Annotated in this window: 17 protein-coding genes and 2 tRNA genes; 5 read left to right on the forward strand and 14 right to left on the reverse strand. The window is 69.5% G+C overall.

Going from position 1 to position 19,739, the window contains the following annotated elements; translation table 11 throughout:
- The coding region (locus AB0B14_RS16205) for a hypothetical protein (RefSeq protein WP_357522869.1) at positions 1–2,247 on the reverse strand (2,247 nt) is incomplete at its 3' end.
- 25 nt (positions 2,248–2,272) lie between these two features.
- Positions 2,273–3,064, reverse strand: a complete 792-nt coding sequence (locus AB0B14_RS16210; RefSeq protein WP_357522870.1) for a hypothetical protein — start codon at positions 3,062–3,064, stop codon at positions 2,273–2,275.
- Positions 3,065–3,698: 634 nt separating this feature from the next.
- Between AB0B14_RS16210 and AB0B14_RS16215 the strand changes: the two genes are divergently transcribed.
- Positions 3,699–4,076 (forward strand): carboxymuconolactone decarboxylase family protein, encoded by a 378-nt coding sequence (locus AB0B14_RS16215; protein WP_088986731.1) that lies wholly within the window; start codon positions 3,699–3,701, stop codon positions 4,074–4,076.
- A gap of 168 nt (positions 4,077–4,244) precedes the next feature.
- Positions 4,245–4,460 (forward strand): hypothetical protein, encoded by a 216-nt coding sequence (locus tag AB0B14_RS16220; protein ID WP_357522871.1) that lies wholly within the window; start codon positions 4,245–4,247, stop codon positions 4,458–4,460.
- A 119-nt stretch (positions 4,461–4,579) separates the two neighbouring features.
- Here AB0B14_RS16220 and AB0B14_RS16225 read toward each other — a convergent pair.
- From AB0B14_RS16225 to gyrB, 6 genes are all read right to left on the reverse strand, one after another.
- Positions 4,580–4,655 (reverse strand) — tRNA-Ala (locus tag AB0B14_RS16225).
- A gap of 42 nt (positions 4,656–4,697) precedes the next feature.
- On the reverse strand, positions 4,698–4,826 hold the full coding sequence (locus AB0B14_RS16230) for a DLW-39 family protein (protein ID WP_209444550.1): 129 nt from the start codon (positions 4,824–4,826) through the stop codon (positions 4,698–4,700).
- Positions 4,827–4,870: 44 nt separating this feature from the next.
- Positions 4,871–4,944: transfer RNA gene (locus tag AB0B14_RS16235), tRNA-Ile, on the reverse strand.
- 150 nt (positions 4,945–5,094) lie between these two features.
- Positions 5,095–6,006, reverse strand: coding sequence for a DUF3566 domain-containing protein (locus tag AB0B14_RS16240; RefSeq protein ID WP_357066169.1), 912 nt, complete (start codon positions 6,004–6,006; stop codon positions 5,095–5,097).
- A 4-nt stretch (positions 6,007–6,010) separates the two neighbouring features.
- Complete coding sequence (gyrA, locus tag AB0B14_RS16245; protein ID WP_357522872.1) at positions 6,011–8,533, reverse strand: DNA gyrase subunit A; 2,523 nt, start codon at positions 8,531–8,533, stop codon at positions 6,011–6,013.
- A gap of 130 nt (positions 8,534–8,663) precedes the next feature.
- Positions 8,664–10,610, reverse strand: a complete 1,947-nt coding sequence (gene gyrB, locus AB0B14_RS16250) for a DNA topoisomerase (ATP-hydrolyzing) subunit B (protein WP_357066166.1) — start codon at positions 10,608–10,610, stop codon at positions 8,664–8,666.
- A 522-nt stretch (positions 10,611–11,132) separates the two neighbouring features.
- On the opposite strand from gyrB, the gene AB0B14_RS16255 reads away from it, so the two are divergent.
- A complete protein-coding gene (locus tag AB0B14_RS16255) occupies positions 11,133–11,687 on the forward strand; it encodes a hypothetical protein (protein WP_357066163.1) in 555 nt (184 codons plus the stop codon).
- On the opposite strand, the gene AB0B14_RS16260 is transcribed toward AB0B14_RS16255, so the two are convergent.
- Positions 11,672–12,187: a MarR family transcriptional regulator gene (locus tag AB0B14_RS16260; RefSeq protein WP_357066160.1), complete on the reverse strand. Its 516-nt coding sequence runs from the start codon at positions 12,185–12,187 to the stop codon at positions 11,672–11,674. The two genes, AB0B14_RS16255 and AB0B14_RS16260, sit on opposite strands and share 16 nt — an antisense overlap.
- 117 nt (positions 12,188–12,304) lie before the next feature.
- Here AB0B14_RS16260 and AB0B14_RS16265 point away from each other — a divergent pair, with 117 nt between their 5' ends.
- Positions 12,305–12,532, forward strand: a complete 228-nt coding sequence (locus tag AB0B14_RS16265; RefSeq protein WP_357066157.1) for a hypothetical protein — start codon at positions 12,305–12,307, stop codon at positions 12,530–12,532.
- A gap of 10 nt (positions 12,533–12,542) precedes the next feature.
- Here AB0B14_RS16265 and AB0B14_RS16270 read toward each other — a convergent pair whose 3' ends face one another.
- From AB0B14_RS16270 to dnaA, 5 genes are all read right to left on the reverse strand, one after another.
- Positions 12,543–13,154 carry a DciA family protein gene (locus AB0B14_RS16270; RefSeq protein ID WP_357522873.1) on the reverse strand — a complete coding sequence of 204 codons (612 nt, stop codon included), beginning with the start codon at positions 13,152–13,154 and terminating at the stop codon, positions 12,543–12,545.
- Entirely contained in the window at positions 13,144–14,277 is a 1,134-nt protein-coding gene (gene recF, locus AB0B14_RS16275) for a DNA replication/repair protein RecF (protein WP_357066151.1), read from the reverse strand. The genes AB0B14_RS16270 and recF overlap by 11 nt, the downstream gene beginning before the upstream one ends.
- Before the next feature lie 16 nt (positions 14,278–14,293).
- Positions 14,294–15,169 carry a phosphogluconate dehydrogenase (NAD(+)-dependent, decarboxylating) gene (gene gnd / locus AB0B14_RS16280; protein WP_357066148.1) on the reverse strand — a complete coding sequence of 292 codons (876 nt, stop codon included), beginning with the start codon at positions 15,167–15,169 and terminating at the stop codon, positions 14,294–14,296.
- Positions 15,170–15,209: 40 nt separating this feature from the next.
- Positions 15,210–16,343 carry a DNA polymerase III subunit beta gene (gene dnaN / locus AB0B14_RS16285; protein ID WP_357066144.1) on the reverse strand — a complete coding sequence of 378 codons (1,134 nt, stop codon included), beginning with the start codon at positions 16,341–16,343 and terminating at the stop codon, positions 15,210–15,212.
- 772 nt (positions 16,344–17,115) lie between these two features.
- The gene (gene dnaA / locus AB0B14_RS16290; protein ID WP_357066141.1) at positions 17,116–18,942 is read right to left on the reverse strand and encodes a chromosomal replication initiator protein DnaA; all 1,827 of its coding nucleotides are present in this window, start codon (positions 18,940–18,942) and stop codon (positions 17,116–17,118) included.
- A 626-nt stretch (positions 18,943–19,568) separates the two neighbouring features.
- Between dnaA and rpmH the strand changes: the two genes are divergently transcribed.
- Positions 19,569–19,706 (forward strand): 50S ribosomal protein L34, encoded by a 138-nt coding sequence (gene rpmH, locus AB0B14_RS16295; RefSeq protein ID WP_007453904.1) that lies wholly within the window; start codon positions 19,569–19,571, stop codon positions 19,704–19,706.
- Positions 19,707–19,739: the final 33 nt, after the last annotated feature.

A 19,739-nucleotide genomic window follows, 5' to 3' on the forward strand; every position in this document is an offset into this window, starting at 1 on the left:
CTCGGCCGCCCGGAACTCACGGTCGTCCTTGGCCTTGGACGCCTTGAGAACCTTGTCAGCCTTCTTGCTCTCCGCCTTCGCCTTCACCTTCTGCTGCTCCTGATAGGCCTTCGCCTGCGCCTTGGCGTACGCGTCCCAACGAGCCGCCTCGTCCTTACGGCGCTGCTCGGCCTCACGTTTCTCCGCCGCACGCTTCTGCTCGGCCGCCCGGAACTCACGGTCGTCCTTGGCCTTGGACGCCTTGAGAACCTTGTCAGCCTTCTTGCTCTCCGCCTTCGCCTTCACCTTCTGCTGCGCGCGAAGCTCCTTGTCGGCGGCGAACTCGCGCGCGTCCTTGGCCCGGGCCGCCTCGACCGCTCTTCCTGCCGCCTGCTGCGTCTCCCACTGCGCCGACTTGGCCTTCGCGTACGAGTCCCACCGGGCAACCTCGTCCTTGCGGCGCTGGGCGGCCTTGTCCTCGTTGATCGCCTGCTCGAACAGTTGACGTCTCGCCTTGCCGAACTCGGGTGAGATGAGGGGGACTGAGCCATCCTCGTACGACGGGTCGCCGCCCTGGTAGAACTGATACTTCTCGATTTGTTCGGCCCGCGTGCTCGGGTCCTTCAAAGATTCCTGGAGGTACTTGAGGCTTTCCCGCTCCCGTTGGTCCTGCACCCCCTGAAGCGCCGCGAAGGCCTCCGGGTCCTGCTGCTCCAACCATTGCAAAGCGACGATTTCCAGTCCCATCCCGGTCGCGCCGGACCCACCGCGCAGGCCGCCAAGGCGCTTCGCCAGGGCGGCGGCCCCGCCGGGCTTGGCGGCGGCGGTCGCGGGGGTGCCCGCATTGTCAGGAGTGCCCTGCGCACCATTGCCGCCCGACCCCTTCGGGCCGTCGGTCCTGGGCCGGGTCTTGGCCGGCGGGTCGTCCGGTGGGTCGCCGTTGCCCTTCTTGCCCTGGGCGGAATTTACCGGTGCGTTGTGGGTGGCGTGAGCCTTGTCCCGAGTTCGGGCGATATCGTCGCGCGCGCGCTGCTCAGCCTTGCGTACCTTCGCCTCAAGCTCATCGGCCTTCCGCGCGGCGATGGTGGCCTCGGTCGTGGCCTTCTTGAGCGGCCCCCGAACCTGCTCCGACTGTTGGCGTGCCTTCTCGACGCGCCGCTCTTCCTTCGCCACCGCCCGCGGGTCGTCCTTGGCCCGAGCCGCCGCCAAGCGCTGCTCGGCTTGGCGTACCGCCCGCTCGGCCCGGTCGGCGACCCGCTGTGAGCCGTCGGCGGCGCGGCTCGCCGTGGTGGCCGCCTTCCTGGCGCCGTGAGCCTTCTGCTTGACCTCCACACCAGCCGCGGCGACGTACGCCTGGTTGTACCGCTGCGCCACCCGATCGGCCTGCTGGGCCCTTGTCGCGGACCGGGTCGCCTCCTTCCGCGCTGCCTTGGCGTCCCGACCGTCCGTCCTGCTCTGCTGGCGGGCCTCGGAGGTTCCCGCCGTCCGAGCCTGCTCCGTTGATCGGCGCGCCTGTTCCTCGGCCCTGGCCGCCCGGACCGCAGCCTGCTCAGCGGTTGCCCGAGCCCGGGCGGCGTCCTGGATCGCGGTCGTCGCCCTCGCCGCGTCCTGCTGGGCCTTCTTGGCCGCCCGCAGGGTCGACGCATTCACCCGACCCAGGCGACGACGCTCGTCGGCCCGGGCCTGGCGGAGCCGCTCGGCGTGCCGGGCGGCGGTGATCGCCAGCGTCACGGCCAACACCCCACTGCGGACCGGTACCGCGCTGGACTGTCCCCCCTGCATGCCCGGCCCGGGCTTGGGAACGGCAGTCCCGGCCTTGGGCAGCTGACTGGCAGCCTTACCGAGATTGTCGGCGGCCTTGCTCAGGTCGTTTCCGGCCCGTACGCCGTCCTTCGGGATGACCTGGTTCTGCTTTCCGCGACGGGCTTTCCGCTCGTCTTCCTCCCGCTGGGCGGGAGTCCGCCGATCGACCGAGTTGTCCTCGTAGTACCTCGGCGGATCGAGCTGATCCTCCCAGTGGTGCGCCGGTGGCCTCGGCCGGTACCGGTCCACCTGACCTTCGCGGGCGTCCAACTCCGGTCGGTCGAACGGGAGGCCTTCCCACTTCCCGGTCGCCGGGTTGTAGACGACCCTCGCTCCCCACCGATCAGGCTCAGGCTCGCTGCTGGCCACGTACCGCAGGTCGTCGGGCTGCCCGGCTCGCGGCTGCGACTGGACCGCCCCGCCGACCAGTCCGGCGGCCAGGGCGGCGGAGAGCAGGACGGACATGGTCAGTCGGCTGGTCCTTGTCGTCTCAGCCACCGAAAGCTCCGTCACCAGCACCCGGGCCGCCGGCCCGGACCAATCGGGACCCGTCGAGGTCAGGGCGCGCTCCGGGCCCGCCGGGTCGTGCCTGCCACACCGAGCGGGGGTACGCGGGCCGCACGCGGTCGTGGCACCACTGGATCGGGGCGCGGTCCTTCAGGCTCCGTTCCTTCAGGTGCGTTGGGCGGACGTGCACGACCTGGTCCCTGACGTCCTGCACCCGGGGTTGGTGGTTCTTACCTGCCGCAGTTTCGGTGACCCGGCAGACGGCCCGAGCGGTTCGTCCCTGGTCGACCGCCTTGCAGGCGTGTCCGGAGCTACGGCCGAACGCGAGACGGCTCGGCACCCATCCCTTGGTCCGGTCCACCGATTCGGCACGACGCTTGTTCCGGTCGACCGGCTCGCCACGACGCTTGTTCTGGTCCACCGGCTCGGCACGACGCTTGTTCTGGTCCACCAGCGCGAAACGGTCCTTGTGCTGGTCCACCGATTCGGCGCGACGCTTGTTCTGCTTCACCGGCGCGAAACGACGCTTCTTCTGGTCGACCGCGATGGCGGGCCTGCCGTTGTCGGTGGCGCTCCTGGTAGCGGCGCCACTGCCGATGGGCTGGCGCGGCGGATCCTGCCGGACAGGTGTGGTGGTGGACGGCTGCTCGGCGATCGGCGCTCTGGTGACCGGAATGTCGACCGCGACGGCAGCGGGAGATCCCGCGGTGGCGGTCGCGGAACCCGCTCGGTCATTCGTGCCGACCCAGGCCGCGGCGCCGCTCACGAGTGCCACCGCCAGGATGAGTCCGGCCCAGCCCCAGGTCCGTGGTTGCCACCGCCACCTGGCCGGCGCGTTCGGCGGTGGCGACGCGGCCGGGCGCCTGGCTGGTGATTTACGTCGTCGGGTCACGGATCCTCCTCGTTCGCAGCTCGCGACGGCGAAATTCGCTTGTTTCGCAGCGAGCAACCTTGAGAAGAAGCCAACGCGGTCACCGATTTCCCAACAAGGTGAACAGCCGCTCGGGACAATCCCGACCAGGTTCGCGACCAGCCTCGTACGCGCTGCCGAGCGCCCCCGGGACAGGATGGGACTGTCCCGTACGGGACAGCGCCCAACCGGGTGGGCTGGGTACGCGAAGGGTGAGCAGGGCTTGGCACTCTCCAGATCGAACGCCCGGAGTCCCCAGCGTGCGGCAGCCGCGACCGAGATCAACCAAGGGAAGTGCTGGTGGAGCCCAGGGGACTCGGACCCCTAACCCCTGCCTTGCAAAGGCGGCTCGATGCGGTGGATGCTCACTGATCGATGTCGGCGTCTGGCGTTGGACGCGACCACCGGTTTTCCGGAACGGCCGACCGAACGCCGGGGTGGGCGCGATGCTGGAACCGAACGGCAGTCGATCGGCTGACACCTGCGGAGGTGACAACGCATGCCCGACGATCCCCGATACCAGCAGGCCCTCGACACCGCGGAGCGCCTCCTCGGCCAACCGTTGACCCTGCCGCTGGCCGACGGGGAACCCGCGGTCGGTCAGGACTTCCGGCGGCTGGCGACCGAGCACACCTTCGGCGACTCGTGGCCGCGACCGGGCCTGGACCTGCGGAGCCGCTGCCTGATCTCGGTGGCCGTCGCGGCGGCGCTGGGCACCCACGAGCCGCTGCGGGGGCAGTTGCGCATCGCGCTGACGTCCGGCGTGACCAAGGAGGAGATCGTCGAGCTCTTCATCCACCTGGAGGCGTACGCCGGGGCGGCCCGGGCGTTCGACAGCTACCAGGTGGCCGCGGCGGTCTTCGGCGAGCACCGCTGACGACGCTGCCAGCACCCGTCAACGACCTGTCGTTCTGCGGCGGCCCTCCGGGCTCCCCGCTCTCCGCGCCAGCCGCCGGGCATCAGGCGTGCCGGCCGCGGAGCGACAGCGACAGCGGCCGGCGCGCGCCCTGGCGGCGGCGCGTGCGGCCCGTCAAGGGCCGCCTTGATGTTGCGCAGCAACTTCCGCCGCCAGGTCTGGCGGCCGTCACTCGTCCGCGCTGGGCTCCTCGGCCAGGTCGTCGAGGTCGGCCCGTTTCAGTTCTGCGCCACTTGGTCTGACCGTGAGGATGTGGAGTGGTCGGCGGAGTTCACGACCGAGCGGAAAGCCGTCGACTGTGTGGCAACCAAGGCGGCCGGCGGGCTGCGGTTCCACGATCAATGAGTCGGTGCGCAGGGTCTTCGGCGGCTCTGCTGACGATCCGCTGACGACCAAAAAATGATCGTCGATCCGAGGTGGGGTCAGCGGGGGAGAAGAACAGGCCGTGACCTGCCCGGATGATGTGGTGGAGCCCAGGGGACTCGAACCCCTAACCCCTGCCTTGCAAAGGCAGTGCTCTGCCAGTTGAGCTAGGGCCCCGTGGACGACCGTGGCGCAGATCGCTCGGCGCCGGGCCGGACCTCAGCGCAGGTCGGGCGCGGTGGTCGCCTCGTGCCAGAGGGCACGCTCGTCGTTCGAGGCCTTGATCTTGTTGAACACGACGGCGGCCACGCCGACGACGCCAGCCAGAATCAGCAGCTTCTTGAACATTGGGGCGACCCCTCGTGCTCGACTAACGTCGGACGACCGTGCGGTGGGGCTAGATGGAATCGAACCATCGACCTCAGAGTTATCAGCTCTGCGCTCTAACCGACTGAGCTATAGCCCCGCGTTGCGACGAGCAAGATTAACCCATCCGCTGGGCCCACCCCAAATCGGGGTCCGGACCAACGAGCCGGGCCGTCGACGCCTGCAAAAACTACCTGAGTACGGGACGCCGGAGCGACCGCTTTCCGCGGTGCCCCGGCGTCCCGGTCGTTCAGTCCCGCTCGGCGAGCGTCAGCTCGATCCCGCCGACCAGGTCGGCGCAGACGTTGTAGACGAACGCCCCCAGCGTGGCCAGCGCGGTGAACAGCACCACGTTGACCAGACCGATCAGCGCCGAGCTGAGGATCACGCCCTTGGCGGTGATCTGGAAGCTGCTGGTGCTCTGCCCACCACCGGCGTTGACCAGGTCGCCCAGGCTGTCGTTGACGCTCTTGAACACGCCCATCGCGTCCAGTGCCAGGTAGAGCACCGAGGTGGCGACCACCACGACGATGAAGAGCACCACCGAGACGGCGAATGCGAACTTCATCACCGACCACGGGTCGATCCGCTTCAGGTTCAGCCGCGCCCGACGCGGCCCGCGGGACGCCGCCGAGCTGACCGACGAACGCGCCGCCCGCACCGCGTCACCGACACGGGCAGCCCCGACGGCGGACGGGTTACCGATCCCCGGCGGCAGGCCACCCCCGCTGGCCGGGCGGCCGGCAGCGGAGGTACGCGTCGCATCCGACGGCGGCTGCGTCATGCCGGGCATGATCCGCGGCTGGGTGCCGGTGGTCCCGCTCGACGCCGCCTGACCCGGCCGCACGTTGATCGGCTGGGTGGTCGCCGGACGGGCCGAGGGCGCCGCCGCCGAACCCGGAGGTGTGGCGACGGCGGACGTCGGCGCCTCGGCACCGGACGCCTCCGTCTTGTCACCCGAACCAGCGTCATCACTGCCGGGCTCCGGCGGGGGTGTCATACCCGGAGCCCTCGTGAACTTCGGGGCAGGCGCGTCGGCGGGGACCGTTGCCCGGCCTACGGCCGCGCGGCCAGTCGCTGGTGTGCCGCCCTTGGCGGCCTCCTCGTCGACCGGGTTGGCCGAGGTCCCCGTGTTCCCCGACTTCGCCTGTGTCTCCGTCATTCAACTAGTCCTGTTCGTCAGGCTCGTCGGCATTGCGAGCAATCGCCACGATAGTCACGCCGTCCGGGAGGTCCATCAGCTTGACCCCCATTGTGTTCCGGTCACGCGTACGGCGTACAGGCTTCACCGGAGTCCGAATGACACCACCGTTGCTGGTGATCGCGAACAACTCGTCGTCCGGATCGATCACCACCGCGCCAACCAGACCACCGCGCCGTTCGGTGATCTTCGCAGTCAACACGCCTTTACCTCCCCGGCCCTGCACCGGGTATTCCTCGATCGGGGTCCGCTTCGCGTATCCCCCGTTCGTGGCCACCAGAACGTCCAGCCCCTCCCGCACGACCTCCATGGCGAGCAGGACGTCGTCGTCCGTGAAGCGCATACCGATCACACCCGAGGTGGCCCGACCCATCGGCCGCAACGCCTCGTCCGAGGCGTTGAACCGGATCGCCTGTGCCTTCTCCGAGACCAGCAGCAGGTCGTTCTCCGGCGCAACCAGCGCAGCACCGACCAGCTCGTCCTCATCGCGCAGGTTGATCGCGATGATGCCGCCGGAACGGTTGGAGTCGAACTCCTCGAGCCGCGTCTTCTTCACCAGGCCGTTCTTCGTGGCCAGTACCAGATAGGGGGCTACCTGGTAGTTCGGGATCTCAATGATCTGCGCTATCTGCTCATCGGGTAGGAAGGCGAGCAGGTTGGCCACGTGTTGGCCCTTGGCTACCCTACTGGCCTCCGGCAACTCGTACGCCTTGGCCCGGTACACACGGCCCTTGTTCGTCAGGAACAGGATCCAGTCGTGCGTCGAGCAGACGAAGAAGTGGCTGACGATGTCGTCCTGCCGCAGCGTAGCGCCACTGACGCCCTTACCCCCGCGTCGCTGCGAGCGGTAGAGGTCGACCTTGGTCCGCTTGGCGTACCCGGTCCGGGTGATCGTGACGACCACATCCTCGCGGGCGATGAGGTCCTCCATCGAGACCTCGCCGTCGAACGGGATGATCTTCGTCCGGCGGTCGTCGCCCCACTTGGTGACGATCTCGCCCAGCTCCTCCGAGACGATCTTCCGCTGCCGCTCGGGCTTGGCGAGGATGTCCTTGAGGTCGGCGATCTCGATCTCGAGCTTGGCCAGATCGTCCACGATCCGCTGCCGCTCCAACGCGGCCAGGCGGCGCAGCTGCATGTCCAGGATCGCGGTCGCCTGGATCTCGTCGATCTCCAGCAGCCGGATCAGGCCCTGCCGAGCGTCGTCCACGGTCGGCGAACGCCGGATCAGCGCGATCACCTCGTCCAGCGCGTCCAGCGCCTTGCCCAGACCGCGCAGGATGTGCGCCCGCTCCTCGGCCTTGCGCAGGCGGAACGCGGTCCGCCGACGGATCACGTCGATCTGGTGCTCGACGTAGTAGCGGAGGAACTGGGCCAGGTTGAGCGTGCGCGGCACCCCGTCGACCAGGGCCAACATGTTGGCGCCGAAGGTCTCCTGGAGCTGGGTGTGCTTGTAGAGGTTGTTCAGCACGACCTTCGCGACCGCGTCGCGCTTGAGCACCAGCACGATCCGCATGCCGGTACGCCCGGAGGACTCGTCACGGATGTCCGCGATCCCGGCGAGCTTGCCCTCCTTGATCAGCTCGGCGATCCGCTCGGCGAGGTTGTCCGGGTTGACCTGGTAGGGCAGCTCGCTGACGACCAGGCAGGGGCGACCCCGCTTGTCCTCCTCGACCTCCACCACGGCACGCATCCGGATCGAGCCACGACCCGTGCGGTACGCGTCCTGGATCGCGGTCGTGCCGACGATCAGACCGTGCGTCGGGAAGTCCGGGCCCTTGACGATGCCGAGCAGCGCCTCGAGGGTGGTCTCCTCGTCCTCCTCCGGGTGCTCCAGGCACCACTGCACCGCCGCGCCGATCTCCCGCAGGTTGTGCGGCGGAATCTTGGTGGCCATGCCGACCGCGATGCCCTCGGAGCCGTTCACCAGCAGGTTCGGGATCCGCGACGGCAGGATCGTGGGCTCCTTGGCCCGCCCGTCGTAGTTGTCCTGCAGGTCGACGGTGTCCTCGTCGATGTCCCGCAGCATCTCCATGGCCAGCGGGTCGAGCTTGCACTCGGTGTAGCGCATGGCGGCAGCCGGATCGTTTCCCGGCGAGCCGAAGTTGCCGTTGCCGTCGACCAGCGGATACCGCAGCGACCAGGACTGCGCCATGCGGACCAGCGCGTCGTAGATGGCCGAGTCGCCGTGCGGGTGGAACTGGCCCATCACGTCGCCGACGACCCGGGAGCACTTCACGTAGCCGCGGTCCGGACGGTAGCCGGAGTCGAACATCGCGTAGAGGATCTTGCGGTGGACCGGCTTGAGCCCGTCCCGCACGTCCGGCAGCGCACGCCCGACGATGACGCTCATCGCGTAGTCGAGGTAGGAGCGCTGCATCTCCACCTCGAGCCCGACCGGTTCGATCCGGTCGTGCGCGACCACGGCGGCGATGGCCTCGGCGGGGACCTCGGGCTCGTTAGGTGTGGACTCGGGAGAATCGGTCACTGTATACCCTTATCAGACTCAGAGTCGTTTTCGTGCTGTGGATAACCGCTGTGGATACCGGCCAAGCTGTGGATAACTCTGTGGACCGGCGGAGCGGCGGGGCACTGCCCGGCCGCTCCGCCGCGGTCTGTCAGATGTCCAGGAACCGGACGTCCTTGGCGTTGCGCTGGATGAACGACCGGCGGGCTTCGACGTCCTCACCCATCAGCACGCTGAACAACTCGTCGGCGGTTGCCGCGTCGTCGAGAGTGACCTGACGCAGGGTACGCGTCGCCGGGTTCATCGTGGTTTCCCACAGCTCGGGATAGTTCATCTCGCCGAGGCCCTTGAAGCGCTGGATGTCGTCCGGCTTGGCGTTCGGCTTCTTCTGCTGGCGCAGCGCGATCAGCCCGTCCCGCTCGCGGTCGGAGTAGGCGTACTGCGCGTCGTCGCCCTTCTTGTTCCACTTGATCTTGTAGAGCGGCGGGGCGGCCAGGTAGACGTTGCCCATCTCGACGAGCGGCCGCATGAAGCGGAACAGCAGGGTGAGCAGCAGCGTCTGGATGTGCTGGCCGTCGACGTCGGCGTCGGCCATCAGCACCACCTTGTGGTACCGCAGCTTCTCCATGTCGAAGTCGTCGTGGATGCCGGTGCCCAGCGCGGTGATCAGCGCCTGGACCTCGTTGTTCTTCAGCACCCGGTCGATCCGGGCCTTCTCCACGTTGAGGATCTTGCCGCGGATCGGCAGGATCGCCTGGGTCCGTGGGTCGCGGCCCTGCTTGGCCGAGCCGCCGGCCGAGTCGCCCTCGACGATGAACACCTCGGACTCGCGCGGGTCGGTGGACTGGCAGTCGGCCAGCTTGCCCGGCATCGAGCCGGACTCCAGCAGCGACTTGCGCCGGGCCAGCTTGCGCGCCTGCTGCGCGGCGATCCGGGCCCGCGCCGCCTGGGAGGCCTTCGTGATGATCATCTTGGCCTCGGCCGGGTTGCGGTCGAACCAGTCGACAAGCCGGTCGTTGCAGACCCGCTGCACGAAGCTCTTCACCGGGGTGTTGCCGAGCTTGGTCTTGGTCTGACCCTCGAACTGCGGGTTGGCCAGCTTGACCGAGATGATCGCCGCGAGCCCTTCGCGGATGTCCTCGCCGGAGAGCTTCTCGTCGCCCTTGAGCAGCTTCTTGTCGGTGCCGTACCGGTTGACCACGCTGGTCAGCGCGGACCGGAAGCCCTCCTCGTGGGTGCCGCCCTCGTGGGTGTTGATCGTGTTGGCGAAGGTGTAGACCGACTCGCCGTACGACTCGTTCCACTGCATGGCGATCTCAAGCGACATGCCCTCCTCCTCGGCGCCGAACTCGACCACGGTCTTGTGGATCGGGCTCTTCGAGGCGTTGAGGTGTCGGACGAAGTCGGCGATGCCGCCCTCGTAGTAGAAGGTGACCTCGCGCTGGCGGCCGTCCTCCTCCTCGGCCACCCGCTCGTCGAGCAGGTGGATGCGCAGGGCGCGGTTGAGGAAGGCCATCTCCTGCAGGCGTCGGTAGATGGTCTGGAAGTCGAAGTCGACGGTCTCGAACACGTCGGGGTCGGGCCAGAAGGAGACCGCCGAGCCGGTGCGGTCGGTGGGCTCGCCCTTCTCCAGTGGGCTCGGCTTCGAGTTGGTGTAGTGCTGCCGCCACACGGAACCGGACTTGTGGATCTCGACGAACATCTTGGTGGAGAGCGCGTTCACCACGGACACGCCGACGCCGTGCAGGCCGCCGGAGACCGCGTACGCCTTGCCGTCGAACTTGCCACCCGCGTGCAGGATGGTCAGCGCGACCTCGACGCCCGGCTTCTTGAGCTTCGGGTGGAGGTCGACCGGGAAACCTCGGCCGTTGTCGGTGACCCGGACGCCGCCGTCGGCGAGCAGCACCACGTCGATGGTGTCGCAGTATCCGGCGAGCGCCTCGTCGACAGCGTTGTCGACAACTTCCCAGACGAGGTGGTGCAGACCGCGCTCACCGGTGGACCCGATGTACATACCGGGCCGCTTGCGGACCGCCTCCAGACCCTCAAGAACGGTGATCGACTCTGCGCCGTACTCCTGCTTGTCCTGCGCTGCCACCCTCGGCCACTTTCTCGCGTCAGCCACGCCGGTAGGGCGCGTCGGGCGCGGGTTCGGCGGACATGACGCGACGTCGGCGCGTGGACCGGTGCCGGAGACCTCCGGACAGCGGGTCGAACGCGCCGGTCGCCGCGGTTGCCCGCGGATCGCGATCGGCTCGACCCGACGTGGAGAATGAATCTGGGGCCACCCGGCCCCGTCGCTCTCCCACACCGGGTCTTCGTCTCGCTGTCAATCCTACTGTGCGCGGGGGACAGAACCACCACTCGGCACCCTCAGAGAGGCTGCTGAGAAGTCCGTAGCCGGCAGAACCCCGTTGCCCGCGACTCCCCCCACACGCCAGGGTCCGATCGCACGCGCCGCCCCCGGACGGGTTGACCCGCGCTCGGGCGGGTCGGGGGTCGCGGCCGAAGCGTCCGTGCCGTACGTTTGCGGCGCCCCGGAACCAGGCTTGATCTTTACCGGCCGGAACCGGGACGATCGACTCGATCGACCCGACACGTGCTCTCTAAGAGGTGACAGATGGGGCTGGACAACGTCGCGGTGCACTGGCCGCGGACCGGCCGCTTCTACGATCCGGTCGCGCCGGCCGAGTTCGTCGACTTCGGCGAGATCGTCGACGTGCCGCGCATCTCCGCGCCGACGGCGGCGCTGGCCGAGCTGATCGCGAAGACCGGCACCATCCGGGCGACCGCGTACACCGAGTTGGTGGATCTCCTTCTCGGCCTCGAAGGTGTGTTGTACGCCACAGATGCCGCGGCCGAGGACGAGGATCCGGTGATCGACCCGGACGGCTGCTCCTGGATCGCCAGTGGCATCGAGCGGTTCGTGGCCGGGCACCGCGCGTACGGCGAGGCGGTGACCTTCGAGTCGGTGAGCACGGTGCTGCGCTCGTTGCTCGGCGACGGCAGGTTGGCCGAGCAGCAGCTGCGGTGGTTGGAGAGCCGGCTCGACGCGCTGCGCGACGAGCGCGGCGACCCGCCGCAGTGGAACTTCACCTGCGCCGAGCTGGGCGTGCTGGCCGCGTTCTACCGGCGCTGCGCCGAGCGCGGCTTCGCCGTCTACGCCGACGCCTGACCCGCCGACGCCTGACCCGCCGCGTCGGTCTCTGCCACCCTCTGGTCGCTGCCCGGTCGGTTGGCTGCGGCGATCACCTGGGTGAGCACCGCGTGCAGGTGTTGCAGGTCGGCGACGGGCAGCCCGAGTCGCTGCACGATCGCGGCCGGGATCAGCTCCGCCTGGTCGCGCAGCGCGGCGCCGCTGGCGGTGAGGGTGACGGCGAGGCTGCGCTCGTCGCTGGGGTCGCGTTCCCGGCGCAGGTAGCCGGCGGCTTCGAGTCGCTTGAGCAGGGGTGAGAGCGTGCCCGGGTCGAGCTGCAACAGGCGGCTGAGCTCACGGCCGGACAGCGGCGCGTGCTGCCAGAGCGCCAACATCACCAGGTACTGCGGATGGGTCAGCCCCATGGGTTCGAGGAGTGGCCGGTAGACGGCCACCACGCTGCGCGCGGCCACCGAGAGGGCGAAGCAGACCTGCTGCTCCAACGCCAACGGGTCGACGCGATCGGGTCGTTCGGTCATCGGTTGCCCTTACCAAGCACGGTGACTACTCTACCGATCGTTGGTGTACCAACCATTGGTGCCCCAATCGCTCGCTCGTTCGGCGGGCGGACGACGCGCGGCGGAAGAGGGCGGCAGATGAGTGAGGACGGCGCGACCACCAGGGCCCCGGGCGAGGGCGGCCGACTCCTGAGCTGGGCGTTCCGGCACCTCGCCGGGCCGGCCGACGGTGTCAAAGGTGCGGTGCAGGGCGGCTCGGCCGAGGCCCGCGAGGCGTGGAAGCGCGACCTGGCCGAGCGCAAGCGCTTCACCCGGGAGCAGCGCGAGCGCAAACGAGCGGCCCGCGAGGCCGACCGACGGCGCTGAGGGGGCCGGCTCAGCCGTACGTGTCGCGGGGGCCCCGGCCGCGTACCCGGCGTGGCCCCTTCCCCCAGGAGGGCGCGGCCGGGCCGTGGATGTGCAGCTTGCGCACCACGTTGTGGCCGACCTCGCTGGCGATCTGCTTGAGCAGCGAGCCGGCGAGCAGGCGCAGCTGGGTCGCCCAGGCCGTCGAGCGTGCCTCCACGGTCAGCTCGCCGTTCTCCAGTTTGACCGGGCGGCTGTTCTGCGCCACCTCCGCGCCGACCACGCGCTCCCAGGCGCCGAACACGGTGGCCTCGGCGGCCGGCTGCTGCCAGCCACGCGCCTTCACCAGCCGGTTCAGCACGGCGCTGAGCGGCTGCGGGTCGCGCGGGTCGGGGCCCGGGCCGGAGTAGCCGCGCAGCCGCCGCCCCGATCCGCCGGCCGCGTCGCCGCCGGCGCCACCCGGGGTACGTCGGGCTCGGGCCGCCGCCTGCCGCCGGGACAGCGCCGCGTCGAGCACCGCCCGCGCCAGCTCCGGCCCGGCGGGCGCCGACTCACCGCCGGTCGCTTCCGACCCGGGGGTACGCGCGGCTGCCGCGTCACCCTTACCCGTCTCCGGTCGTTTGGGGCGAGGCTCATCCGACACGGCGTACCGTCCCTTCGCCAACCTGGTAGCGGGTCCCGCGCAGGGCTGCCGGCACGTCGTCGTCCACCGCGCAGGTGACAAGCAGTTGGCTCGCCCCGCCGACCAACTCCGCCAGGCGCTCCCGGCGGCCGGTGTCCAACTCGGCGAAGACGTCGTCGAGTACCAGCACCGGCTCGATGCCGTCGGCGCGCAGCAGGTCGTACCCGGCCAGTCGCAGCGCGAGCGCGAACGACCAGGACTCGCCGTGGCTGGCGTACCCCTTGGCGGGCAGTGGCCCGAGGGTCAGCGCCAGCTCGTCGCGGTGCGGGCCGACCAGGGTGGTGCCCCGTTCGATCTCGGCGGAACGGGACGCGGCCAGGGCCGCCGTCAGGGCCTCGGCCAACGCGGCCCGGTCGGTGGTCGGCTCGGCCAGCTCGATCGAGGGCCGGTAGGCGATGCTCGCCGCGCCCCGACCGGCGGCCACCGCGTCGTAGGCCTTGGCGACGTGCGGGGTGAGCGCGGCCACCAGTTCCAGGCGGCCGGCGAGCAGCTCCGCGCCGTGCTGGGCCAGGTGGGTGTCCCAGACGGCGAGGGTGCCGAGGTCGCCGCCGCGGGACCCGCCGGTCTTGCGAGCCAGGTACGCGGTGCGCAGCAGGGCGTTGCGCTGCTTGACCACCCGCTCGTAGTCGGCCCGCACACCCGCGAACCGGGGCTGCCGGTTGACCAGCAGGTCGTCCAGGTAGCGGCGGCGCTCGGACGGGTCGCCCCGGACCAACTCGAGGTCTTCCGGGGCGAAGAGCACGAGTCGCAGGGCGCCGAGCACGTCCCGGGCCCGCCGCGCCGGTGAGCGGCCCAGCCGGGCCCGGTTGGCCTTGCCGGGCACGATCTCCAACTCGACCAGGAGCTCCCGGCCGTCGTGCACCACCGCGCAGCGGATCACCGCGGCGGTGGCGCCCATCCGGACCAGCGGCGCGTCGGTGGCGACCCGGTGTGAGTCCAGAGTCGCCACGTAGCCCAGCGCCTCGACGAGGTTCGTCTTGCCGACGCCGTTGGGGCCGGTCAGGACGTTCGCCCCCGGCTGGAGGTCGACGGCCACCCGCTCGTACGAGCGGAAGTCGACAAGTTCCAGTCGGTGGACATACACAGGGTGTGGATACCGCTCAGCGCTTGTGGACGGCGTGGCCACCGAACTGCTGGCGCAGCGCGGAGACGGCCTTCATGGCGGGCGAGTCGTCGTCCTGCCGCGAATTGAACCGGGCGAACAGCGAGGCGGTGATGACGTTGAGCGGCACCGCCAGGCGGACCGCCTCGTCGACGGTCCAGCGACCCTCGCCGGTGTCCTCGGTGTAGGCGCTCAGGTCAGCCAGCTCCGGGTCCTCGTCGAGCGCCCGGTCGAGCAGGTCGAGCAGCCAGGAGCGGACGACGGTGCCCTCGCGCCAGGACTTGATGACCCCGGGCACATTCGTCACCAGCTCGGAGGCGGTCATCAGCTCGAAGCCCTCGGCGTAGGCGTGCATGAGGCCGTACTCGATGCCGTTGTGCACCATCTTCGAGTAGTGCCCGGCACCGACCGGCCCGGCGTGCACGAAGCCGAACTCGCCCTCCGGCTTGAGCGCGTTGAAGATCGGCATCAGCCGGTCGACGTGCTCCTGGGAGCCGCCGACCATCAGCCCGTAGCCGTTCTGCCGGCCCCAGACGCCACCGGAGACGCCGACGTCGAGGTAGCCGATGCCCAACTCGTTGAGCCGCTCGGCCCGGGGCGCGTCGTCGCTGAAGCGGGAGTTGCCGCCATCGATGATGATGTCGCCCTCGCCGAGCACCTCGGCGAGGGAGTCGATGGTGGCGTCGGTGACACCGGCGGGCACCATGACCCAGACCACGCGCGGCGACTCGAGCTTCTCTGCCAGGCCCGCGATGGTCGGGACGTCGCTCAGCTGCGCGTTGTGGTCGAAACCGACAACGTCGTGACCGGCCGCGCGCAACCGCTCCCGCATGTTGCCGCCCATCCGGCCGAGTCCTACAAGGCCGAGCTGCATGTGTTTCTACCTCCGTGGATCTGGGTGTTGCTGGGCGCGATCAGCGCGAGACGCGGATCGGCATGATGAGGTACCGGTACCCCGGAATTACCTCTCCATCCTCGCCGGCGGGTGAGATCACCGCGGGCTTGAAGGCGTCGACGAACGAGAGCACGGCGGTCTGGGACCCCAGGTTGGCCAGGCCGTCGATGAGGTACTGCGGGTTGAAGCCGATGGTCAGCGCGTCGCCGGTGAAGGTGGCCTCCATGGCCTCGCTGGCCCGCGCCTCCTCGGAACCGCCGGCCTCGACCACCAGGCCGTCGGCGCTGAAGCTCAGCAGCACCGGAGTGGCCCGCTCGGCGACCAACGCGACCCGCTTGACCACCTCGATCAGGGTGCTGACCGGCACCCGGGCGGCGGCGTTGTGGGTGGCCGGGAAGAGCGAGCGCACCGGCGGGTAGTTGGCGCCGTCGAGCAGGCGGCTGGTGGTGCGCCGGGTGCCGCCGGCCAGACCGACCATGCCCTCGCCGGCAGCGCCCTGGGCGAGGGCGAGCGTGACCTCGCCGCCCAGCGGGCCGAGGGCCTTGGCGGTGTCGTTCAGGGTGCGGGCGGGCACCAGGGCGTTGATGCTGACATCGGGGTCGTCCGGCTGCCACTGGATCTCGCGCAGCGCCAGCCGGTATCGGTCGGTGGCGAGCATCGACAGCGTGTTGCCGGAGAGCTCGACGCGGACGCCGGTCATCATCGGCAGCGTCTCGTCCCGACCGGCCGCGATGGCCACCTGGGAGACCGCAGTGGCGAACGCGGCGGCGTCGACCGTGCCGGCGCTCTGCGGCATCTCGGGCAGCGCCGGATAGTCCTCCACCGGCATGGTGGGCAGGGTGAACCGGGCGCTGCCGCAGACCAACTCGAGGTGGGCGCCGACCGCGGCGATGTCGACCGGCTTGGCCGGCAACGCCTTGGTGATCTCGGCGAGCAGGCGGCCGGAGACGAGCGCGGCGCCGTCGGCGTCGCCCTGCACCTCGACTGTGACCTGGCTGGAGACCTCGTAGTCGAACCCGGAGACCCGCAGGTTGCCGTCGGTGACCCGGAGCATCACCCCGGCCAGCACCGGGACGGATGGCCGGTTGGGCAGGCTCTTCGCGGTCCAGGCCACGGCCTCAGCGAGCGCGTCGCGCTCCACTCGGAACTTCATCAATGCCTCCGCGTCGACGTCAGCGACAACTCTCTCATGCCGACCGCTGCCTACCGTCCCGCCCAACCGTGCGGGTACCCATCGCACCTTAGGGCGCGTCGGTATCGGCTGTGCGCCCGACCCCATGGTTCGTGTCGGTGCTGACCGGGTGATCGGGCAGCGCTCGGCACGATCCACAGAAAGCCCAACGGTGATGATTGGTTTTTGTTCTCTTAGAAGAGATAACTCATCGTCTTCATCGCACCTGTGCAAACTGTGGAAAACCCGCGTCTGCCCTGGTCAGACAGGTTATCTACAGGTGATTTAGCTGTGGAGAACCGGGGGTACAACTCGCTCGCCTGTCCACAGCCCGGTCTCGGCGCTCGGTTGTCCACCGTTGTCCACCGGTTGTCCACCGGTAATCCACCGACTTTCTCCCCAAGCCTGTGGACGACGATGAAGATCACCATTGCCGTCATCCCCAGAACCTTCAACAGCTCGTACACAGGCCGACAGTCAGCGGTGGATAACGTGACGGTTGTCCCCAGGCGTCCACAGCTCCGTACACAGGGTTTCTCCACAGCCTGTGGGTAACCGGCGAAGGACGGACCGTAGTTATCCACCGACGGTGGACAACGAGCTGTGGACAACGAGTGGGAGTCGAGGCGGTCACGGCCTCCATGCTGTGGCCTACACCATGTCGAGAGTCCAGTCGGAGGGCCGAAAAACGCCCGACCGGAGATCCGGGCGGGCGTTTTCTGGGCTGCGTGCCGCCCCGACGGCGGCGTACGCCTCAGCTGTTCTGCTTGATCCGGTTGGTCAGCTCGGCGATCTGGTTGTAGAGCGAGCGGCGTTCCGCCATCTGCTGCCGGATCTTCCGGTCGGCGTGCATCACCGTGGTGTGGTCCCGGCCACCAAAGGCCTGCCCGATCCGGGGCAGCGACAGCTCGGTCAGCTCCCGACACAGGTACATGGCCACCTGCCGGGCGTTGACGAGCACCCGGGACCTGGACTGGCCGCGCAGGTCCTCCAGGCTCACGCCGAAGTAGTCGGCCGTCGAGGCCATGATCTGGTCGGCGTTGATCTCCGGTCCGGCGCCGTCGGGCATGAAGTCCCGAAGCACCTCCTCGGCCAGTGACAGCTCGACCGTCGACCGGGTCAGGCTGGCGAACGCCGTCACCCGGATCAGCGCGCCCTCCAGCTCCCGGATCGAGTTCGACACCCGCGAGGCGATGAACTCCAACACGTCCGGCGGGGCGTACATCCGCTCCTGCGCCGCCTTCTTCTGCAGGATCGCGATCCGGGTCTCCAGATCGGGTGGCTGGATGTCGGCCAGCAGCCCCCACTCGAACCGGGTTCGCATCCGGTCCTCGAGGGTGGCGAGCTGACGCGGCGACCGGTCCGAGGTGATCACGATCTGCTTGTTGGCGTTGTGCAGGGTGTTGAAGGTGTGGAAGAACTCCTCCTGCGTACGCTCGCGGTTCTCCAGGAACTGGATGTCGTCGATCAGCAGGATGTCGACGTCGCGGTAGCGCCGCTGGAACGCGCTTGTCTTGTCGTCCCGCAGCGAGTTGATGAAGTCGTTGGTGAACTCCTCGGTCGAGACGTACCGGACCGAGCGGGCGTTGCCGAGTGTCGTGGCGTAGTGCCCGATGGCGTGCAGCAGGTGCGTCTTGCCCAACCCGGAGTGCCCGTAGATGAACAGCGGGTTGTACGCCTTCGCCGGTGACTCCGCCACCGCCACGCTCGCCGCGTGCGCGAACCGGTTGGACGAGCCGATGACGAACGTCTCGAACATGTACTTCGGGTTGAGCCGGTTGCCGCCGGTGTCGGCGCCGGGCAGCCGGCGGTCGTCGCGGCCACCCGTACGGTGGTCCACCGCGCTGCGACCCGGGCCGCTGTCCGTTCCGCTGTCGCGCGGCATCGCGCGGATCACGTGCTGGTCGCGCGGCGACCCCGAATCTTCCCGGTAGCGCGGCTCGTAGGGCCGGGTGTCCGGGCCCTGAGGGTCGAGGCGAGCGGCCTGCTCGTCGTAGCCCCGACGATCCGGCCCGGGGCGCGACGGCCGCATCGGTTCGGCGAACGCGGCGCTGAACAGCGCCTCCTGCCCGTCTCGGCTGGCGGGGATCATCCCGGGACGATGCGCGTCGACGCTCGGCGCGAGCGGCGGACCCGCGGGTGCGGGTGGCGCGACCGGCTCGGACGTCCGCGGCGCGTGGGTCTGCTCGGGGATCATCGTGTCGGCGTGCGCTCGTGCGCCGTGGTCGTCGAAGGGTGCGGCAGCCGGACCCTCGACGTCGAACGGGCTGGACTCCGGGGCGCTGCGGTAGACGGTGCCGGCCGGTCGACCCGTGGCGTCCTCGGCCACCCGCACGGTGACCGCGACCTGGATCGGACGACCGAGCCGCCGGGTGAGCGCCTCGGTGATCGCCGGGCGCAGCCGTGACTCGATGACGTCGCGGGTGAACGCGTCCGGCACGGAGAGCAGCGCGGTGTCCTCGACGATCGCCCGCAGCCGGGTCAGTCGGAGGTAGGCACGCTGCTGGGCAGAGATGATCTCGTCGGCTAGCTCGTCGGTCGCCGCTAACCACACTGCGGCAAGGTCGGTCGTACCGGCCACCGTCGTGCCACCCCCTCGCCTCTGCTCCCGGCCGCCGCTGTCTGCCAGCCGGCCATCCCGGGCCCGCCGCGTTCGCGGGTGGAACAACACCCCACCCGGACGGTCGACCGGTGGTCATCCACAAGTTATCCACAGCCTGTGTACCGACCGATTGTGGCCGCCGCCGGACGCGGGTGGCACCTGCCCCCTGCCTGACCGGGCGTTGAAGCGGGTTCACCGTGCCGAACGATTCACTACCTTGTCCGGTCTTGCCTGCGCGACGACCGGAGCTTCCGACGCTCACCGCAATCGGGCACGGTAACAGCGTTGTCCCTGCGCCATCAACCGGCGACGCGGTGACAGCCTTGTCGGCATCAGCGAAAACCACCCTTCGGCTCCGGGCGCGTCCTGTTGTCCGCTCCTCGGGGTGTTTGACGGCCATTGCCCCCCTGCGTAGGCTGGAACGGCTGCTTTCTCGCCCTCTGCTAGGGTGATGGGTGCTTGCTGTCCGCGGTCGCATCCCCGCGTCGCCGAGGTCCCGCACCACCGGACAGCACCGATCGGGGCCACCGTCGAGGTGGCCTGGACCACCACACGACCCCGGCGATCCCGTCGCGCGGGGCGCGTACGAAAACGGAGAGCCTGACGTGAGCAAGCGCACCTACCAGCCGAACAACCGCCGGCGCGCGAAGACCCACGGCTTCCGGCTGCGCATGCGCACCCGTGCCGGCCGTGCCATCCTCTCGAGCCGTCGCGCCAAGGGTCGCACCACCCTGTCGGCCTGAGCCGACCGGGCCGGTCAGGGGACGTGGGCAGTC

The sequence above is a fragment of the Micromonospora sp. NPDC049171 genome (assembly GCF_040648275.1).
GTDB lineage: Bacteria > Actinomycetota > Actinomycetes > Mycobacteriales > Micromonosporaceae > Micromonospora.